Raw genomic sequence first — 19,296 nt, 5'->3', positions numbered from 1 at the left:
CGGCCCTACAGATACGGCGTAACTAACGGGCAATGCCGTGTTTACGCAGCTTCCGGTAAAGGGTATTGCGGCTCACACCAAGCTGTTCTGCCGTATGGGTCATGTGCCAGCGCTGCTGCTCCAGCGCATTGAGCAACGCCAGCCGCTCGGCATCTTCCAGCGGATGTTCGGACGGTTCCTCCGCCGCCAACACCGATGCGGGCCGGGCCTGACGAATCATCACCGGCAAATCCTCCAGCCCGATCCGCCCGCCGTCACACAACGCCGCCAGCGTACGCAGCACATTTCGCAACTGCCGCACATTCCCTGGCCAGGAGAACCCCAGCAGCGCCTGCCGTGCCGGCTCATCGATCAACACCGTCTCGCCGCCCGCCTCTTCCGCCAGCAGAAAGTCGAGCAACTGCGATTTATCGCTGCGCTCTCGCAACGCCGGCAAAGCGATTTCCAGGCCGTTGAGCCGGTAATACAAATCCTCGCGGAAGCTACCGCCCTGCACCCGCTCCAGCAAATTACGGTGGGTCGCGCTGATGATCCTCACGTTGACCGATTCCGGTTCACCGCCAATCGGCACCACCTGCCGGTCTTCGAGCACCCTCAACAGGCGGGTCTGCAACGCCAGCGGCATGTCGCCGATTTCGTCGAGGAACAGCGTGCCACCATCGGCCTGTTGCAACTTGCCGCGCATGCCTTCCTTGCGCGCGCCGGTGAAGCTGCCGCCGCGATAACCGAACAGTTCACTCTCGATCAGGCTTTCAGGAATGGCCGCGCAATTGAGCGCGACGAAGGCCTTTTCTGCCCGCTGACTGGCCTGATGCACGGCTTTGGCGAAGGCCTCTTTGCCGGACCCGGTTTCGCCGTTGATCAATAAAGGCACATCGCGCTCGAAAACACGCAGGGCTTTGCGAAAATCCTCCTGCAATCCGGCATCGCCCAGGCAGATGCCCGACAAGCGCGATGGCTCGGCCACCTTCGGACTTGGTGCCACCGGCACCGGAATGCTGCGCGACTGGCCGCGCAACACGGCAAACAGGCTGCGCCCGTCGCGGGTGCGCAGCGGCCAGCTGGCGCTGGCATTCGCACTCGCACGACCAAGCAACTCATCGAGCGAGCAATCGAAAAACGCCTCGACCGGCTCGCCCAGCAATCCGCCACGCCCATGCCCCAACAGGTTGAGCGCACTCTGGTTGGCCGCGCAGATCCGCCCTTCGCCGTCGAACGCCAGCAGCCCTTCACTGAACAGCCCGACGGATTCGGCCTGCAGGTGAAAGCGCAGCAGCCATTGGTTGTCGAAATAACGCAGGAAGTAACAGCTCTCGATCATCTTCGCCGACAGATTGACCAGGGCCATGGTGTGAAACTGACTCTGCCGCGACACGTCGTGCCGCGCGGAGGACACGTCGAGCACCGCCAGCAATTCGCCATGGGGGTCGAACACCGGGCTCGCCGAGCAGGTCAGGCCGGTGTGGCGGCCGCGAAAGTGTTCGTCCTGGTGAATGGTCAGCGCCTGGCGCTCCACCAGACAGGTGCCGATGCCATTGGTGCCTTCGCAGGCTTCGCTCCAGTCGGCACCGAGCCACAGGCCGGCGCGCTCGAAAATCTTGCGCTCGGCGGGTGCGGTGACGCAGTTGAGGATCACGCCGCGTGCATCGGTCAGCAGCACCGCATGACCGGCGCCGGAGAGCTGCTGATGCAGACTGCTCATTTCGCTGCCGGCAATGTGCAGCACTTGCTGCAGGCGTTCGCGGCTTTCGAGGACGCGACCGTGTTCGAGCACCGTCGGCGCCATGGTCAGGGCCGGGTCGAGGTGATAGTCCTCCAGACAACGCAGCCAGGACCGGGCGATCGACGGGTCGCTGCCAGGACCGTGCAGGTGGGATTTACCCTGCGTCACGGTCAGCACTTGCCGGGCATGGCGGCTCAAATGGTTGTCGTGCATTTCTTATTGTTCTCCCCGAGCGGTTTACACCGTCGCTGTTGTGCCGAGCATCCTCCAGCCCAGCCCGCATTGCAATGCTGGCAAGACCGCTCGGTCTCACGCTGTGTCACAACCGGTACAAACTGTCACTGGCGCTGTACCGCAAGCGTCACAGGCACCGCCCGCCGGTCCGACAAAAACCACGCAACGCCTTGATTTGCCTGACCTGCAAGGCAGTGGCCCAACCTTTGCTCTACGCTTATAGCAAGCGCACATGCGCCTCCCTCATAAATACAAAAGCCAAGGAGAAATCACCATGCGTTACGCTCACCCCGGTACTGAAGGCGCTATCGTTTCGTTCAAGAGCAAATACGGTAACTACATCGGCGGCGAGTTCGTCGCGCCTGTCAAAGGTCAGTACTTCACCAACACGTCGCCAGTGAATGGCCAACCGATTGCCGAATTCCCGCGCTCCACGGCCGAAGACATCGACAAGGCCCTGGACGCTGCCCACGCCGCGGCCGATGCCTGGGGCGCCACGTCCGCCCAGGCGCGCTCGCTGGTGCTGCTGAAAATCGCCGACCGCATCGAACAGAACCTGGAACTGCTGGCGATCACCGAATCCTGGGACAACGGCAAGGCCGTCCGCGAAACCCTCAACGCCGACATCCCGCTGGCGGCCGACCACTTCCGCTACTTCGCCGGTTGCATCCGTGCCCAGGAGGGCAGCGCCGCCGAGATCGACGGCAACACCGTGGCTTACCACATTCACGAACCCCTGGGCGTGGTCGGGCAGATCATCCCGTGGAACTTCCCGATTTTGATGGCCGCGTGGAAACTCGCCCCGGCGCTTGCGGCCGGTAACTGCGTGGTGCTCAAGCCTGCCGAGCAAACCCCGCTGGGCATCACCGTGCTGGTCGAACTGATTGGCGACCTGCTGCCACCCGGCGTGCTGAACATCGTTCAGGGCTACGGCAAAGAAGCCGGCGAAGCCCTGGCTACCAGCAAACGTATCGCCAAGATTGCCTTCACCGGCTCGACCCCGGTCGGCTCGCACATCATGAAATGCGCGGCTGAAAACATCATTCCGTCCACCGTGGAGCTGGGTGGCAAGTCGCCAAACATCTTCTTCGAAGACATCATGCAAGCCGAACCGACGTTCATCGAGAAAGCCGCGGAAGGCCTGGTCCTGGCGTTCTTCAACCAGGGCGAAGTCTGCACCTGCCCATCCCGCGCACTGGTGCAGGAATCGATCTACGACGACTTCATGAAGGAGGTCATGAAAAAAGTCCTGTCGATCAAACGTGGCGACCCGCTGGACACCGACACCATGGTCGGCGCCCAGGCGTCCGAGCAGCAATTCGACAAAATCCTTTCGTACCTGGAAATCGCCAAGGGCGAAGGCGCCGAGCTGCTGACCGGCGGCAAGGTGGAAAAACTCGAGGGCAACCTGGCGAGCGGTTATTACATCCAGCCGACCCTGCTCAAGGGCACCAACAAGATGCGCGTGTTCCAGGAAGAAATCTTTGGCCCGGTGGTGAGCATCACCACGTTCAAGGACGAAGCCGAAGCCCTGGCTATCGCCAACGATACCGAGTTCGGCCTCGGCGCCGGCCTCTGGACCCGCGACATTAACCGCGCCTATCGCATGGGTCGCGCCATCAAGGCCGGTCGTGTGTGGACCAACTGCTACCACCTGTACCCGGCGCATGCCGCGTTCGGCGGGTACAAGAAGTCCGGCGTCGGTCGTGAAACCCACAAAATGATGCTCGATCACTATCAGCAGACCAAAAACCTGCTGGTGAGCTACGACATCAATCCGTTGGGCTTCTTCTAAAGGTTTGGGGCGATGCAGTGATGCTGTGTCGCCCTTCAAACCGCTATCGCGAGCAGGCTCGCTCCCACAGGGTTTTATGGCAGGCCTGGATTGCGGGCACGCTCAGAACCCATGTGGGAGCGAGCCTGCTCGCGATAGCGTCCTCCGTCACACAATCGATCTCGCTGGCGCAAGCCTTGCATATCATTGATCACCCAGATGCGTAGAGAACAAGAGGACACCGCCCCATGGCCGTATTCGCCCACTCTGTCGGCGCCCAGACCTATCGCTTCGACAGCCTCAAGGACGTGATGGCCAAAGCCAGTCCGGCGCGTTCCGGAGACTTTCTGGCCGGTGTCGCCGCGCTCAACGATGGCGAGCGGGTCGCCGCGCAGATGGCGTTGGCCGACATTCCCTTGAGCCACTTCCTGCAGGAAGTGCTGATTCCTTATGAGGCCGATGAAGTCACCCGACTGATCATCGACACCCACGATAAACAGGCCTTTGCCGTGGTCAGCCACCTGACCGTTGGCGGTTTCCGCGACTGGCTGCTCAGCGAGGCCGCCGACGAACACAGCCTGCGCGCCCTCGCCCCTGGACTGACGCCAGAAATGGCCGCCGCCGTGTCGAAAATCATGCGCGTGCAAGACCTCGTGTTGGTGGCGCAGAAAATCCGCGTGGTCACGCGGTTCCGCGGCACCCTGGGGCTGCGTGGGCGCATGTCGACGCGCCTGCAACCCAACCATCCCACCGACGAACCGGCCGGCATCGCTGCGAGCATTCTCGACGGTTTGTTGTACGGCAACGGCGACGCGATGATCGGCATCAACCCGGCCACCGACAGCATCGCCTCGATCTGCGCGATGCTGGAGATGCTCGATGCGATCATCCAGCGCTATGAAATTCCTACGCAGGCCTGCGTGCTGACCCACGTCACCACGTCCATCGAAGCGATCAACCGCGGCGTGCCACTGGACCTGGTATTCCAGTCGATCGCCGGCACTGAAGCGGCCAACGCCAGTTTTGGCATCAACCTGAACGTGTTGCAGGAGGGCTACGACGCCGGTCTGAGCCTGAACCGCGGCACGCTCGGGCAAAACCTGATGTATTTCGAAACCGGTCAGGGCAGCGCTCTGTCGGCCAACGCCCACCACGGCCTCGATCAACAGACCTGCGAAACCCGCGCCTACGCCGTGGCGCGCCATTTCAAACCGTTCCTGGTGAACACGGTTGTAGGATTCATCGGCCCCGAGTACCTCTACAACGGCAAACAGATCATCCGCGCCGGCCTCGAAGATCACTTCTGCGGCAAGCTGCTGGGCGTGCCGATGGGCTGCGACATCTGTTACACCAACCATGCCGAAGCCGACCAGGACGACATGGACACCCTGCTGACCCTGCTGGGTGTTGCCGGGATCAACTTCATCATGGGCATCCCCGGCTCGGATGACATCATGCTCAATTACCAGACCACCTCGTTCCACGACGCGCTCTACGCCCGACAAACCATGGGCCTGAAGCCCGCACCGGAGTTCGAACAGTGGCTGGCGAACATGGGCATCCTCACCCAGACAGACGGCAAGATTCATTTTGGTGACCGCTTGCCCGCCGCCTTCCGCCAAGCGATGGGGCAACTGGGATGACCGTCGAGATGGATAAACCGCCCGTTGATTCAGAAAACCCGCTGTTGGAGCTGCGTCGACTGACCCCGGCGCGGATTGCCCTGGGCCGCACCGGCACCAGCCTGCCTACCCGCGCGCAACTGGATTTTCAATACGCCCACGCGCAGGCCCGGGATGCGGTGCATTTGCCCTTCGACCCTGCCAGTCTCGGCGCGCAATTGGCTGAATGCGGTTATGACAGTGTGCTCCTGCATAGCGCCGCAACGAACCGGGACAGTTATTTGCAACGCCCTGATTTGGGGCGAAAGTTGAGCAATGAGTCGGCGCAAATCCTGCGCGATCATGCTTCAGCCCATCCCGGCGGCGTCGATCTGGTGATTGTCGTGGCCGATGGTTTGTCTGCGCTGGCTGTGCACCGTCACACCGCGCCCTTCCTTGCGCGCATGCGCGAGCAGATCGAGGTCGATGGCTGGACGGTTTCGCCAGTAATTCTGGTAGAGCAAGGCCGGGTCGCCGTGAGTGACGAGATCGGCGAGCTGCTAGGCGCCAGGATGGTGGTGATCCTGATCGGTGAACGCCCTGGCCTCAGCTCGCCAGACAGCCTGGGGTTGTACTTCACCTACAACCCCAAGGTCGGCCTGACCGATGCCTACCGCAATTGCATCTCCAATGTGCGGCTGGAAGGCTTGAGTTATGGCATGGCCGCACACCGTTTGTTGTATTTGATGCGCGAAGCCTGTCGGCGGCAGTTGTCGGGGGTCAACCTGAAAGACGAAGCGCAACTTCAGACGCTGGAGTCCCAGGATGGCGCGGACATGAAAGGAAATTTCCTGCTGAGCCCGTCGAATACGTGAACCGTTTCCGCATTGCGTTTCGCCTGCGCTTTCAGGCAGGATCGGGACACGGCTGCCCGAGTGAGAACCGTTCGCCGTCAGAGCACGTGAAGACAGCCACTTGAAGACGAGACCTATCGATGCGGATTATTCAAGCGACCCTCGAACACCTGGACCTGCTGACCCCGTTGTTCGTCAAATATCGCGAGTTTTATGGTTCCCTGCCGTATCCGGACTCCTCCCGGGCGTTCCTCGAGAAACGCCTGCGTCGCAAGGAGTCGGTGATCTACCTGGCGCTGGCCGATGACGACAACAACAGATTGATGGGTTTCTGTCAGTTGTACCCGAGCTTTTCCTCGCTTTCGCTCAAGCGCGTATGGATCCTCAACGACATCTACGTCGCCGAAGACGCCCGCCGTCAGTTGGTGGCGGACAACCTGATGCGTACCGCGAAAAAAATGGCCAAGGAAACCAACGCCGTGCGCATGCGCGTGTCCACCAGCAGCCACAACGAAATCGCGCAGAAAACCTACGAATCCATCGGGTTCAAGGAAGACACCGAGTTCAAGAACTACGTGTTGCCGATCAGCGACGAGCTTTGACTCCCCCTCTGTAGGAGCGAGCTTGCTCGCGATGGTCGTCAACGATGACGCGGGAAGCCTGACGGCCAGCGTTGGTCCTGCGTCCATCGCGAGCAAGCTCGCTCCTACAGAAAAGCAGAACGAACCATCCGTCTCAAGCGACATCCCCCGCTACAAACTCGACGCGCTTTTCACTTTTCAGCCCGTATAATGCCGACCTTTCCGGCTTGTAAGAAAAACTACACTCGTCTGTAGCCTTACGCGAAGTCATCCGCACAGGCCTGCTGAGTCGGGCCGTCATCACAGGTGCCCCCATGGATTTCAACCCGCTCGACCTTATCCTGCATCTCGATGTTTACCTCGATTTGCTGGTGAACAATTACGGGCCATGGATCTACGCCATCCTGTTTCTGGTGATCTTCTGCGAGACCGGACTGGTGGTGATGCCCTTCCTGCCAGGTGACTCCTTGCTGTTCATCGCAGGCGCCGTCGCGGCCGGTGGCGGTATGGACCCGGTGCTGCTGGCCGGCCTGCTGATGCTGGCGGCAATTCTCGGCGACAGCACCAACTACGTCATCGGACGAACGGCGGGCGAAAAGCTGTTCAGCAATCCGAACTCGAAAATCTTCCGTCGCGATTACCTGCAGCAAACCCACGACTTCTACGACAAGCACGGTGGCAAAACCGTGACCCTGGCGCGTTTTCTGCCGATCATTCGCACCTTCGCGCCGTTCGTGGCCGGTGTGGCGAAAATGCCCTATCCGCGGTTCTTCTTTTTCAGCGTGCTCGGTACCCTTCTCTGGGTCGGCGGCCTGGTGACGCTTGGTTACTTCTTCGGCAATGTGCCGTTCATCAAGAAAAACCTGTCGCTGCTGGTGGTGGGCATCATCCTGCTGTCGCTGGTGCCGATGATCATTGGTGTGGTCCGCAGCCGCTTCGGCGGCAATGCGTCCAAAGCCGAACCGCGCTGACCGATGTGGTCGCTCAGCGCCTGGCGTCGCCGGCGCATCCTCGCCAGGCACCCGATCGCCGACGACCTGTGGCAGCGGGTGCGCCATCATCTGAGTTTTCTTGACGGCATCAGCGCGGCTGAAGACCAGTGGTTGCGCGAAGCCAGCGTGCTGTTCCTCGAAGACAAACACCTGACCGCCCTGCCCGGCGTCGAGCTCCATCAAGAGCAGCGCCTGCTGCTCGCCGCCCAGGCGCAACTGCCCCTGCTGAATCTGGGCGACCTGAACTGGTATCAGGGTTTTCACGAAATCGTCCTCTACCCCGACGACTTCCTAAGTCCACAGCGCCATCGCGACGCAAGTGGCGTCGAGCACGAATGGGACGGCGAACACAGCGGTGAAGCCTGGCAGCAAGGCCCGGTCATTCTCGCCTGGCCCGGCGTGATGGCCAGCGGCGGCTGGGAAGGCTATAACCTGGTCATCCACGAACTCGCGCACAAACTCGACATGCTCAACGGCGACGCCAACGGCCTGCCACCGCTGCACGCCGACATGCGCGTCAGCGACTGGGCCAGCGTCATGCAGGAAGCCTACGACGACCTCGACGGGCAACTGGAACGCAACCCGGATGCCGAAACGGCCATCGACCCCTACGCGGCGGAAAACCCCGCCGAGTTCTTTGCCGTGACCAGCGAATACTTCTTCAGCGCCCCGGATTTGCTACACGAGGCCTATCCTCGGGTCTATGAGCAACTAAAGCTGTTTTATCGCCAGGACCCGCTGGCCCGGCTGCGGCAACTTCTGGCCGAAGACCCGGTCTATCAGGCACGCGACTAAGGTCTACAGGACCTCTGGCAGATAGCAACGGTGGCGGAATATGCCTATAATCGCCGCCACTTTTTGGTCAATCCGGCCAAGTGTTTTTGGTCAACTAACGGGGGCACCGCCCAATGAGCTACAGCAAGATTCCGGCTGGCAAAGACCTGCCGAACGACATCTACGTCGCGATCGAGATTCCGGCCAACCACGCGCCGATCAAATACGAAATCGACAAAGACAGCGATTGCCTGTTCGTTGACCGTTTCATGGCCACCCCGATGTTCTACCCGGCCAACTACGGTTACATCCCGAACACCTTGGCTGACGACGGTGACCCCCTCGACGTGCTGGTGGTGACCCCTTACCCGGTTGCTCCAGGTTCGGTCATCCGGGCTCGTCCGGTCGGCATCCTGAACATGACCGACGACGGCGGCGGCGATGCCAAAGTCATCGCAGTCCCACACGACAAGCTGTCCCAGCTGTACGTCGACGTGAAGGAATACACCGACCTGCCAGCCCTGCTGATTCAGCAGATCGAGCACTTCTTCGCGAACTACAAAGATCTCGAAAAAGGCAAATGGGTGAAAATCGAAGGCTGGGCCGGTGCAGACGCCGCCCGCGAAGCGATCACCAAGTCGGTTGCTGCCTATAAAGGCTGATCGCCGCTTCGCACGAACGGCTTTAACAAAAAACCCCGGTTGATCCGGGTTTTTTTGTGGGCGATGAAAAGGCGACTTAAACGCAGCGTTTAGCAACCGATCATGACCGTGTTTCATTGTTTAATTTTTACCAAAGACGTCTTACACGAAGATGCAAAATTCACTCGAAATTTGAACGTTTCGTTGAATCAAAGCCTTATGCCGCGCCGTTAGACTCGTGTTTATGAAAAAGAACAAATCCTGCGGTGCACGCTTCAAAATGCTTCTGGAAGAGCTCCATATCACGACCACTGATTTCGCCGAGCTTTTGAACATCAACAAAGCCCAAAACGTCCATAACTGGTACACCCGCGGAGTGCCCGACTACCGCATGGAGGATATTGCCAGGAGACTGTCGGTGAACAGCGAATGGCTGAAAACCGGCGAAGGGCCAAAAGACGCCAGCGATTTGCGCGTGCTCGACGCCTCGGGGAACGCGTTCGATGCCCAGTCGATCCGCGGCATCTATCGGGTCATCGAGCCGATCGACGTCGAGCTACCGTTTTACAAAGAAACGGCAGTGACGCCGGGCTCCGACAAAACCCATGTCATCAAGGACCCCAGCGAATCGATCCGCCTGCCTCGCAGCGACCTCGACTCCCTGGAAATCAATCACGCCGACGCCATCTGCGCCCGCATGGTTGGCAACAGCATGGCCGAAAAAATCGAAGACGGTTCCATCGTCGCCATCGACCGCGGACTCACGCAAATCGTCGACGGCGAGATCTACGCTATCGAGCACGAAGGCATGCTGCGGATCAAATACCTGAGCCGGGTGCCGGGCAACGCCATTCGCATGCGCAGCCACAACAGCGGCGAATACCCCGACGAGATTTTCAGGTCCGCGCAGATCGAAGAACAAAATATCAGGGTGCTGGGATGGGTGTTCTGGTGGTCGACCCTGAACAAACGCAGACCGCCAGTGCCGTTTTTGTAACACCGCATTGTTTTCGTACGGATAGGCTCACTTCCACCGGCGTCACACGATCCCTGTGGGAGCGGGCCTGCCCGCGAAGGCGGCAGAACATTCACCTCAAGTTCCGGATCAGCCCCCCCCATCCAAGGCAACTGACAGCTCTACTCCGCACATCAAGCTGGGAATTCCCCAAAAAAATCAGTATGCTGCGCCCCACATTTGCGACCGACCCGCCCCGCGGCCCGGATCGCACCGACCAGGCAGATGACTTTCTCGCCGAGTCCCACAGCCGGACGCAAGATCCGGGTGTACGTTTTGAAGGCTGGCGCGGTTTACCAAAAATGAACCAAGCCCGTCCCCGAGAAGCCGGCCACAAGCCGGCTTTTTAATGCCTGCCGAAAATACCCCAATGATATGAACTGCGGCGGCCCTTCTGGCTGACATCATCTCTGAACACCACGATTGACCTGCCGGTCAAAAGTGGAAGCCAGGCATCAATCCATGGGATGCCTGGCACTCGACGGTTTCTGTCAGAACCACTTGCTGAAAAATGAGCTGATAAACTTTTTAGCGGTACTCGCCAGCACCGACACCGTTTCTTCTTTTACAAAATCCCAGGCTTTACCCGCGTAATCCTTAATGGTTTCAAAAATCCCGCGCTCGGCCTCTTCGTAAGATTTTTCGCTGCGATTCTCTTCTCGGGTTTCCCGCAGTACCGAATACTTTTTCTCGTTGGGCAGCACGGCGACGATCTTGTCTACGAGCGCAACGAGGTTGTACGAATCTTGAGCGGATACGACCTCAATAGTGTTGGGCGAAACATCAAACTCTCTGGCGACCTCCATGATCTTGCGCTCGATATTGAGCTTTTGTTTGTCCCCTGGGCGGTTATGGGCAACATCCCAATCACGCAGTGGTTCAACCTTGTCCACCTGAGTCAGCACGAACACCACCGGGCATTGCTTCAAATTCGGTTTCAGAATTTCGTTATAGGCCGTCATCGCCACTGAATAAGCACGATCGTCGGCTTTGATGGCCCATAGCACGAGGTCCAGTTCGGGAAGGATGCTCTGGTAGAGCGCGAAGTATTCTTTGTCCCGTTCTGGCGTTTCACCTACCCCGGGCACGTCAACCAGCATCAAGCCGCCTGTGCCTGCATCACCCTGAATGAATATTTCCTGCGGACGGCGAGTGCAGGCCGCAACGTCGCTGACTGCGGCCGCATCCTTACCGAACAACGCGTTACACAGACTCGACTTTCCTACTCCGGTCACACCAAAGATGGCGACCCTGGGTGTATAACCGCGCATTTCGGTGATCTTTGCCCGGATTTTGCCCTTGAGCTCATCGTAGTTTCCGGTGTTAGTGTCAGTCATTTTCACTTCCTTGATGGTTTATGGTTCAAACTCAACGAGACGCTTGAACGGGTTCGTAGAGCATTGAAAGAATGTGATACCGCAGTTGCTCTACTTGATAGGACTCCGTAACCGACACAGACACAATCCGCTCTTCGGCGACGTTGAAAGCTGAGGCGACTTCACTCCGCTTTTTCTCGATGTTCTCCATCTGCCGTATACCCGGCGTACTACCCAGACTATTCCAATGTCGTACGGGCTCGACCTTTTCGACCTGGGTCAAAACGAAGAGAACCGGGCATCTGGAGGACTTCAACAGCGTTCGATAGGCATTCATCCCGATGGTGTAGGCGCGGTCATCCGCCTTGATCGCCCACACCACCAGATCCAGCTGAGGGATCAGCTGTTTGTATAGTTCAAGGTATTCGGCGTCTCTCGCGGGCGTCTCACCCAAACCGGGTACATCCACCAACGTGAACGCCCGCAGTTTTCCCCCAAACGGATAGGAGACCACTGGGATGTCTTGTGTTTTACGCGTGCACGCGGCCACTGCGCTCACGGCCGCGAGGTCTTGTCCTGCCAGCGCATTACACAGGCTCGACTTCCCGACACCCGTGACCCCAAAAACGCCAACACGCAAAGCATCCCCGTGAGTTGGTTCGACGAACTCCAACTGCTCAAGTAACTGCCGAGTCGCACGCGCCGATTCCAAAATGGAAGCGATTGCGGCGCTGCTACCGTGGATGTAACTGGAGAGCGCTGTTCCAAAAATCCGGTTCTGATCCATCAAACTACTGTGCTCCCGCCCTGGTAAAAAACGACACGCCCTGCCCGCAGCACCGCTCACTCGCCGTCAGCGAGTTCCAGATACTTGCTCGATGCGAAGTCCCAAGGCAACGCCGGTTGAGAGCGATGCAACCGATGACTGTCGTTCTCGAACACATAGGTTTTCAGCTCTTGGAACCAGCGGTTGCCACTCGACATTTCAAATGTGACGACGAAGAAAATCAGCGGACGTCCAGCGGATCGCCATAGGTTGGCCGCCTTTTCAATCGTGGAGGGAAGACTCTTTTCGGCGCTGTAGGAGATAAAGGTGGAGAACGCCGCGAGCTCATGATTGCGCAACAATTTTTCGATCTCGCCCACCGCGTCCTTGTGCGCCTCGATCCATTCCCACTCCACGTTAGACAGAATGTTGCCGTCCGGAAACTTCAGAACTGCATCGGTACGTCCGCCCTGTTCGAACCCCGCCCGAGCCCCCAATAGTTTTGCGCATTTCTTGATGGTGTGACCGATATGAATGGTCCAGTCCGCCGGGTTGGTGTAACCGCCTTCCACCACAGGAAAGTCTTCGTACCAGAGGCAATTGAACAGCGTGATGAAGTCCCGCTCTATACGCTTCATTCTCATTCCTTTTGCTTTAATTTCGCTGTCGTCATTTTGAGAGCGACGTAACCAGGGGCCAGTCAACGGCGCCTATTTTGATTTGAGAGATAGATCGGCATGCCGCGTTGGCGTCTTTCCAAACTCGGCGTGATCGGTTGTCGGGCAACGCAGCTCAGTGCGCAGGAGGCAAAGTTACTCATATCAACGTCCTTGAAAATATGGCGGTAACGTCTAACGGTCGGTCAGATACGGAGTGAATCCGGCGAATAGAATACAAAGTGCCAGCATCTCGCGCATCTCTAAATGGCCTTCTGCGCAAGGGTGAAGCTGCGTACCAAGATGCACAGGCGCGAATTGGGCAGTAGTTTGCAGACTGAGTAGACTCTTGCAGCACATGGCAGATCTGAGACACAAGGGCTTACGCTTTCACTGTGCCAGCATTTGCTAGTGGAACCATCCTGAGCGACCGCTCATTTATACTCGCCTGCCGATCGGCCAAAACATCATTAGCACAGGGATGCGCCATGTCTGTTCCAACCTACGATCAGTTCATCGAACCCATCATGCGTTTTCTCGCAACGAAACCGGAAGGTGCCCACGCCCGCGACGCCCATGAGGCAGCGGCGAAAATACTGCAGCTGACCGTAGAGCAACGTGATGAGTTGATCGCCAGTGGTCAGGCAACCTATAAAAACCGGGCTGGCTGGGCGCACGACCGACTCAAGAGAGCCGGTTTGTCCCGCAGCGCAAAACGCGGTTATTGGAAACTGACAGAATCGGGAGTGGACTATGTCAAGGAACATCCCGCGCCCCTGTCGTCCAGTGAAGTCGAGCACATAGCCATTGGCTACATGAATGTGAAGCTGAAGGTTGCACCCGACGCGGCCCCACTTGATGACGAAACACTCGTTGAACCTGACGTCACCTCCGCCACCGCAAGCCCGGACGATAGACTTGAACAAGCGCTTCAGGAGTTACGCGACGCTACGGCGGCCGACCTCCTGGATAACTTGCTCCAGGTCAGCCCCAACCGCTTCGAAGTGATCGTGCTGGATGTACTTCATCGCTTGGGATACGGGGCGAGCCGGAACGATCTTCAACGCGTCGGAGGCTCTGGCGACGCGGGCATCGACGGCATCATTTCGCTCGATAAGCTGGGATTGGAAAAGGTTTACGTTCAGGCAAAGCGCTGGCAAAACACGGTGGGCCGTCCTGAGCTACAGGCGTTCTACGGTGCTCTCGCCGGGCAAAAGGCCAAACGAGGAGTGTTCATCACAACCTCTGGCTTTACCGCACATGCGATCGACTTTGCAAAATCAGTGGAAGGCATCGTGCTGGTGGATGGCATGCGACTGGTGCATCTGATGATGGATCATGAAGTCGGCGTTACATCACGCTTGTTGCGTTTGCCAGCGCTGGATCGTGATTACTTCGATGAAGAGTGAAAGACCGTTTATGGGTCAAGCCACTTCCCATGCCACGCTTGTAGCTTAAGGTGATGACGAACTTGAATCACGAGGTACGCTCGACCTGGAAGGTCGCGGTTAATGCGCAGAAGTGATAGGGCTTAAGCGAATTTAGATAGTTGTGCAGGTCAGGGAGACCACGATGCCAGACGTCAGAAATATCAAGGAACAAAAGCTTCTATACCACCTCACTTCGGTCGAAAACCTCGATGGCATTTTTCAGGGAGGCCTAAAGCCTCGCGCTGAACTCACCGACTTTAAAGATGTAGCTGACGGTGAGATTCTGAAAAAGCGTAAAGCCCTTGAGCTTGACAGCTATGTGCCTTTTCACTGGTTCGCTGCAAATCCATTTGACGGAAGTGTGCAACGTAACAACCCAGATGTGACATTCGTCCTGATCTCCGTTTACAGATCTATTGCGAAACAAAACGGATGGAAAGTCATTCCTCGCCACCCTCTGGCAAACGACTCAATCCAGTTACTCTATTATGACGAGGGTTTCGAAGCCATTGAGTGGGAGGTCATGAACAGCCGGGAGTACCACGACGCGCAGTGCAAAAGCATCTGCATGGCGGAATGCTTGGCGCCTGGTGTTGTAAAACCAAATGCCTTCTTCAAGATCTTCACGCCTAACGAGGAGGTCGAAGCACTCTGCGTGGCTAAAATGCGCGAGGCCGGTGTTAATGTACTCACCGGCGCAAATCAGAGAATGTTTTATCAATGAACTACACCAGTCTGAATCCAGAGAAGGCTCTGATTTGGCGGATCGTCCACCGCGATAACCTGCCTTGGATTCTGGACAATGGGCTACATTGCGCCAGCTCCGAAGCACAGACATCGCAATACGTGAATATTGGCAACGCTGACTTGATCGACAAGCGCCGTAATCGCTGTGTTCCTATTTCCCCAGCGGGCGTATTGGCCGACTACGTTTCCTTCTACTTCACACCCTTCTCTGTGATGATGAAAAACATTCACTCCGGGTGGAGCGTTCAGCAGCGCAGCAATGACGAGATCGTGATTCTGGTCTCCAGCCTGTACCGTGTCGAACAGCTTGGCTTACCGTTTGTCTTCACGAACGCACATGCCTACCCGGATTGGACAGACTATTACAGCGATCTGGCGAATCTCGGCGAGATCGATTGGTCTATCCTTCAACGACGCGACTTCATACGTGATCCTGATGACCCTCGAAAGATGGAGCGTTATCAGGCCGAGGCGCTGATTCACGATCACCTACCGATTACAGGACTCCTTGGCATCATGTGCTACAACGATGCAATGAAAGAACGCATAGAGCAGGACGTGGCCGCCAGAGGCCTGACGTTGTCCGTTCATGCGCGTCCGGGATGGTATTTCCAATGATCAGATTTACCCAAGGCAACCTTCTGGAAGCCAATACCGAAGCCCTCGTCAACACGGTGAATACCGTGGGCGTGATGGGCAAAGGTATCGCGTTGATGTTCAAAGAGCGTTTCGCGGAGAACTACCGTCTGTATTCGGCGGCCTGCAAGGCTGGCGAGGTGGAGACAGGCAAGGTTCACATAACGGCAGTCAACGAGCTGGAGGGTCCTCGCTGGATCGTAAACTTTCCTACCAAACGTCACTGGCGATCACCGTCGCAGATGGCTTGGATTACCGAAGGTTTACACGATCTGCGTCGCTTCCTGATGGAAAACAACGTGAAGTCCGTGGCGGTTCCACCACTAGGGGCCGGTAACGGTGGTTTGAAATGGCCTGAGGTTCGCGAACAGATTGTTGATGTCTTGAGTGATCTGGATGTCGATGTATTGGTATTCGAACCCTCCAACCAATATCTGAACGTCGCCAAACGTAGCGGCGTGGAAAAGCTCACGCCAGCTCGCGCACTCATTGCCGAACTGGTTCGCCGCTACTGGGTTTTAGGCATGGAATGCAGCCTGCTTGAGATTCAGAAGCTGGCCTGGTTCCTGGAGCGTGCTATAGAGAAGCTACCGGACACTGAAAACCCGTTGAACCTTAAGTTCGTTGCTCATAAATACGGACCGTACGCCAATCGGCTGGAGCATCTGCTCAATAACCTGGATGGCAGCTATCTGCATTGCGACAAGCGTATTAGCGATGCGGGTATCAGTGATGTGATCTGGTTTGACCAGGAGCGCAAAGCCTTTTTGCAAACCTATCTAAAATCAGAGGCCAAAGAGTATTCCGAAGCCTTGGAGCGCACTGCCGAATTGATCGATGGCTTTGAGTCGCCATTCGGCATGGAGTTATTGGCGACAGTCGATTGGCTGCTGAGTCAGGAGAAGGTATCTCCGACTGTTCCTGCTGTGCGCGAAGCTTTGAAGCATTGGGAGGGCGGAGCCGGTGCCGCCGCCCGTAAGGGCAGGCTGTTTGACGACTCGGCGCTTGATATCGCTCTCAAACGCCTGACATCCAGTAGTTTCAGGCCTGAAATGGCTGCCTGTTAAATTCACCTGTTTCCGAATGATTTGCCCAACAGCCTGTCGGACAAATCACTCCCTCACGGATAACTAAACCCCTTAACCAACGTCAACTCCCCCACCGCCCGCATCGGCACTAGGAACGTCTCCATCTTCTCGTTCGGCGTCCCCTCCTCCGTGATTACCGTCACCTGCGCCGTGGTCAACGGCTGCACCGCATCCTCCTGCCCTTCATCATCGCCGCGATACCCACCGCCGAAATAGTTCACGTACACCAGGTACTGCCCCTTGATCGGCGCGGGCATGGCGAAGATTTCCGGGCCGTAGCCGGTGGTCACGTCCACGTCCAGCGCCGCGCCATTGGGGGCGACGCGGTCGCCGTACCAGATGTGTGCGCCGTCGGGGGTGATGAGGTGGAGGTCCAGGTCGGTGCCGTCGCTGTCCCAGGACAGCAATACCCGCAGCTTGGCGGGGGTGGCTCCGCCGCTGGCATTCAAAAACTGCGTGCGATGGCGTTGCTGGCCGTCGGGGCTGCGGACTTCGACGCTGTTGCTGCCATTGGGAAACGAGAACGGTCGGTCGAAGCGGCCGGCGGGATCGATTTTCAGCGGCATGCTGACGCCGTTGACGATCAACCGGCCCGGTTCAGCGGATTTGGGTGTGGCTTTGATCTGGCCGGAAATGCGCGCGGTGTTGGCCTGGCCTGCCGGGGTATTCACCGACGAAGCCGGGTAGTTGACGGTCTGGCGGAAATTTTCGCCTTCGCCCTCGACCGCGCCGGTTCGCCAGCCGCCGACGGGGGTGTCGAGTTTGACGGCGCTGTCAGCGGCATAAACCGGCACCGCGCAAACGGAACAAAGGAACAGGAGGACCTGTGGATAACGGAGTTTCATGGCCTATTCCAGCAAGAGGTGGCGGGCGAGCCCTTCGATGTAGGTTTCATCCTGGCCGTTCGGATGGGCTTCGAAGGCCAGGTGCAGGTATTCGTGGGTCAGGTCGAGGCGGTCTTGCAGCGACTGCACGCCGCGCACGTAAATGCGCTGGCGTTCGCGGTCGACGTAGGGGCGACCGAAAGCCAGTCGGCAGACGGCGAAGGTACTGACGTCGTTGTAGCCGGCTTCGCTTTCGAGGCGTTGGCGCCAGCCGCGGCGTTGGGTTTGCAACCACTCTTGCGCGGCGGGAAGGGTTTCGCAGGAGGCGACGGGGTTGTCCCAACGGCTGAGGCTGGCACGCGGATAGGCATGCAGCAGGATCGCGTCGTAGCGTTGGCCGGCGTTGGCTTGTTCAACGGCTTGCTGCCAGGAGAGTCTGTCCGGGCCGGGTTGGTCGGAGTGATAGGTGACGGTGCTGCCGGCCAGGACCAGGTCGCTGGTCCACGCGGCGATGTGGCGTGACTCGACGGTGGCCGGGCGCGGGGCGACGCGTTGGCGGCTGCTGCTGTCGTCGATGCTCAGGCAATCGCCGTTGCGGCTGGCGTTTTGCAGCAGGTAGGTTCTGATCGCGACGGCCAGCGCTTTAGCGGCCTCGATGGGTTCGGGTTTGGCTTCCCGTTGCAGGACGCGGGCGACGTACTCTTCGCGGTCCAGGCGGGCGACGAGCTTGTCATTGAGCAGAAACACTTCGCCGTCGCTGTGAATATCGAGTTGGTTGCCGCTGACGAATTCGACGCGATAGTCGCCCTGCAAAGGTCCGGAAGGAACCACCCGATCCCCCGCCATCACGCGCCCGATGGGATAGCGCGAAAACAACCCCACCTCAACGCAACGCCCAGTATCCAGTGGCCACTCCACCGGCACCACCGACGCCAACGCGCCAGCGTAATGACGCAAAACCATCTGACTGGTGCCGCGTCCACCGGCCCAGATCGGCGTGCCCTCCACCGTCCAGCCGGCGAATCCGCCCTGGCGCGACGACGGATCCTGATCGCCCAACCAGCTCCAGGTTTTCACCCGCAAGCGGCCGCCGAGTTCACCGACGACATTGCCGTCAGCCGCGTTCAACACCACATCGAGCAACACGCGGCGCGCCTGATTTTGCGCTGGCATTTCCGCTAGCACCTTCAATAACTCCGCCACCGAAACCCGCGTCGAAGGTTGCAACGAAGGCAAATCCAGCAACCACTCCGGCGCCTGCCGTGCCTGCCAGTACGTGCGCCACTCCGCGCCGGTAATACCCAGCCGCGCCGGTTCGAAGTACAGACCGCAGGACTTCACCAACGCCTGATCACGCTCGATCTTGCCGCCCACGGTGCAGCAATAAACCTCTTCCTTCGACTGCCCGCGACACTCATACGCAGGTTCTCGCGCACCGGTATCCACCAGCCAACCGTAGACAAACAACTTCCACAAACTGCCCAACGGCGTCTGCAAATCAGCCGGCAGCGGCTCGCGGGAAATCACCTGAGTCCGGCTCAGCGACAGCAGCTCACCCTTGAGGCCCAGTCGCAGCGGCTCGTCCTGCGCTGTCGCCAGCGCAGGGATCAAACACAGCCACCACCAGAGCCAACGCCGGGGCAT

Annotated in this window: 19 protein-coding genes; 13 read left to right on the top strand and 6 right to left on the bottom strand. The window is 58.5% G+C overall.

What is annotated here, in order from left to right; all coding sequences use genetic code 11:
* Positions 1-22: 22 nt before the first annotated feature.
* Positions 23-1,936, bottom strand: a complete 1,914-nt coding sequence (locus NTD84_RS06225) for a sigma-54-dependent Fis family transcriptional regulator (protein WP_262164083.1) — start codon at positions 1,934-1,936, stop codon at positions 23-25.
* Positions 1,937-2,231: 295 nt separating this feature from the next.
* On the opposite strand from NTD84_RS06225, the gene NTD84_RS06220 reads away from it, so the two are divergent.
* From NTD84_RS06220 to NTD84_RS06180, 9 genes are all read left to right on the top strand, one after another.
* Positions 2,232-3,752: an aldehyde dehydrogenase family protein gene (locus tag NTD84_RS06220; protein ID WP_262164082.1), complete on the top strand. Its 1,521-nt coding sequence runs from the start codon at positions 2,232-2,234 to the stop codon at positions 3,750-3,752.
* Positions 3,753-3,979: 227 nt separating this feature from the next.
* Positions 3,980-5,374, top strand: coding sequence for an ethanolamine ammonia-lyase subunit EutB (locus NTD84_RS06215; RefSeq protein ID WP_262164081.1), 1,395 nt, complete (start codon positions 3,980-3,982; stop codon positions 5,372-5,374).
* An 8-nt stretch (positions 5,375-5,382) separates the two neighbouring features.
* On the top strand, positions 5,383-6,207 hold the full coding sequence (eutC, locus tag NTD84_RS06210) for an ethanolamine ammonia-lyase subunit EutC (protein WP_410017334.1): 825 nt from the start codon (positions 5,383-5,385) through the stop codon (positions 6,205-6,207).
* 119 nt (positions 6,208-6,326) lie between these two features.
* Positions 6,327-6,788, top strand: a complete 462-nt coding sequence (locus tag NTD84_RS06205; protein WP_262164079.1) for a GNAT family N-acetyltransferase — start codon at positions 6,327-6,329, stop codon at positions 6,786-6,788.
* A 22-nt stretch (positions 6,789-6,810) separates the two neighbouring features.
* A complete protein-coding gene (locus NTD84_RS06200; RefSeq protein WP_262164178.1) occupies positions 6,811-6,978 on the top strand; it encodes a hypothetical protein in 168 nt (55 codons plus the stop codon).
* Between the two features lie 103 nt (positions 6,979-7,081).
* On the top strand, positions 7,082-7,738 hold the full coding sequence (locus NTD84_RS06195) for a DedA family protein (RefSeq protein WP_262164078.1): 657 nt from the start codon (positions 7,082-7,084) through the stop codon (positions 7,736-7,738).
* 3 nt (positions 7,739-7,741) lie between these two features.
* Positions 7,742-8,554 (top strand): zinc-dependent peptidase, encoded by an 813-nt coding sequence (locus NTD84_RS06190; protein WP_262164077.1) that lies wholly within the window; start codon positions 7,742-7,744, stop codon positions 8,552-8,554.
* A 113-nt stretch (positions 8,555-8,667) separates the two neighbouring features.
* Entirely contained in the window at positions 8,668-9,195 is a 528-nt protein-coding gene (ppa, locus tag NTD84_RS06185) for an inorganic diphosphatase (protein WP_007990564.1), read from the top strand.
* Positions 9,196-9,418: 223 nt separating this feature from the next.
* Positions 9,419-10,171, top strand: coding sequence for a S24 family peptidase (locus NTD84_RS06180; protein WP_262164076.1), 753 nt, complete (start codon positions 9,419-9,421; stop codon positions 10,169-10,171).
* Positions 10,172-10,680: 509 nt separating this feature from the next.
* Here the strand turns inward: NTD84_RS06180 and NTD84_RS06175 are convergent.
* From NTD84_RS06175 to NTD84_RS06165, 3 genes are read right to left on the bottom strand one after another with little or no spacing between them, the layout of a single operon-like run.
* Positions 10,681-11,526, bottom strand: coding sequence for a GTPase family protein (locus NTD84_RS06175; RefSeq protein ID WP_262164075.1), 846 nt, complete (start codon positions 11,524-11,526; stop codon positions 10,681-10,683).
* A gap of 31 nt (positions 11,527-11,557) precedes the next feature.
* On the bottom strand, positions 11,558-12,292 hold the full coding sequence (locus tag NTD84_RS06170) for a GTPase family protein (protein ID WP_262164074.1): 735 nt from the start codon (positions 12,290-12,292) through the stop codon (positions 11,558-11,560).
* Between the two features lie 56 nt (positions 12,293-12,348).
* Complete coding sequence (locus tag NTD84_RS06165; protein ID WP_262164073.1) at positions 12,349-12,909, bottom strand: hypothetical protein; 561 nt, start codon at positions 12,907-12,909, stop codon at positions 12,349-12,351.
* Between the two features lie 506 nt (positions 12,910-13,415).
* Between NTD84_RS06165 and NTD84_RS06160 the strand changes: the two genes are divergently transcribed.
* The 4 genes from NTD84_RS06160 (at position 13,416) to NTD84_RS06145 (ending at position 16,807) form a co-directional block, all read left to right on the top strand.
* Positions 13,416-14,336, top strand: a complete 921-nt coding sequence (locus tag NTD84_RS06160; RefSeq protein WP_262164072.1) for a restriction endonuclease — start codon at positions 13,416-13,418, stop codon at positions 14,334-14,336.
* A gap of 163 nt (positions 14,337-14,499) precedes the next feature.
* The gene (locus tag NTD84_RS06155) at positions 14,500-15,081 is read left to right on the top strand and encodes a DUF4433 domain-containing protein (protein WP_262164071.1); all 582 of its coding nucleotides are present in this window, start codon (positions 14,500-14,502) and stop codon (positions 15,079-15,081) included.
* Positions 15,078-15,722 carry a DUF4433 domain-containing protein gene (locus NTD84_RS06150; protein ID WP_262164070.1) on the top strand — a complete coding sequence of 215 codons (645 nt, stop codon included), beginning with the start codon at positions 15,078-15,080 and terminating at the stop codon, positions 15,720-15,722. Before NTD84_RS06155 ends, NTD84_RS06150 begins: the two co-directional genes overlap by 4 nt.
* Entirely contained in the window at positions 15,719-16,807 is a 1,089-nt protein-coding gene (locus NTD84_RS06145) for a macro domain-containing protein (protein ID WP_262164069.1), read from the top strand. The genes NTD84_RS06150 and NTD84_RS06145 overlap by 4 nt, the downstream gene beginning before the upstream one ends.
* 53 nt (positions 16,808-16,860) lie before the next feature.
* On the opposite strand, the gene NTD84_RS06140 is transcribed toward NTD84_RS06145, so the two are convergent.
* Both NTD84_RS06140 and NTD84_RS06135 read right to left on the bottom strand, forming a co-directional pair.
* Positions 16,861-17,673, bottom strand: coding sequence for a YfaP family protein (locus NTD84_RS06140; protein WP_262164068.1), 813 nt, complete (start codon positions 17,671-17,673; stop codon positions 16,861-16,863).
* Between the two features lie 3 nt (positions 17,674-17,676).
* Positions 17,677-19,296: a DUF2300 domain-containing protein gene (locus tag NTD84_RS06135; protein WP_262164067.1), complete on the bottom strand. Its 1,620-nt coding sequence runs from the start codon at positions 19,294-19,296 to the stop codon at positions 17,677-17,679.

The organism is Pseudomonas sp. 14P_8.1_Bac3, from assembly GCF_025466085.1.
In the GTDB taxonomy this organism is placed as follows: domain Bacteria; phylum Pseudomonadota; class Gammaproteobacteria; order Pseudomonadales; family Pseudomonadaceae; genus Aquipseudomonas.
This window is presented reverse-complemented; position numbering and strand designations above follow the sequence as displayed.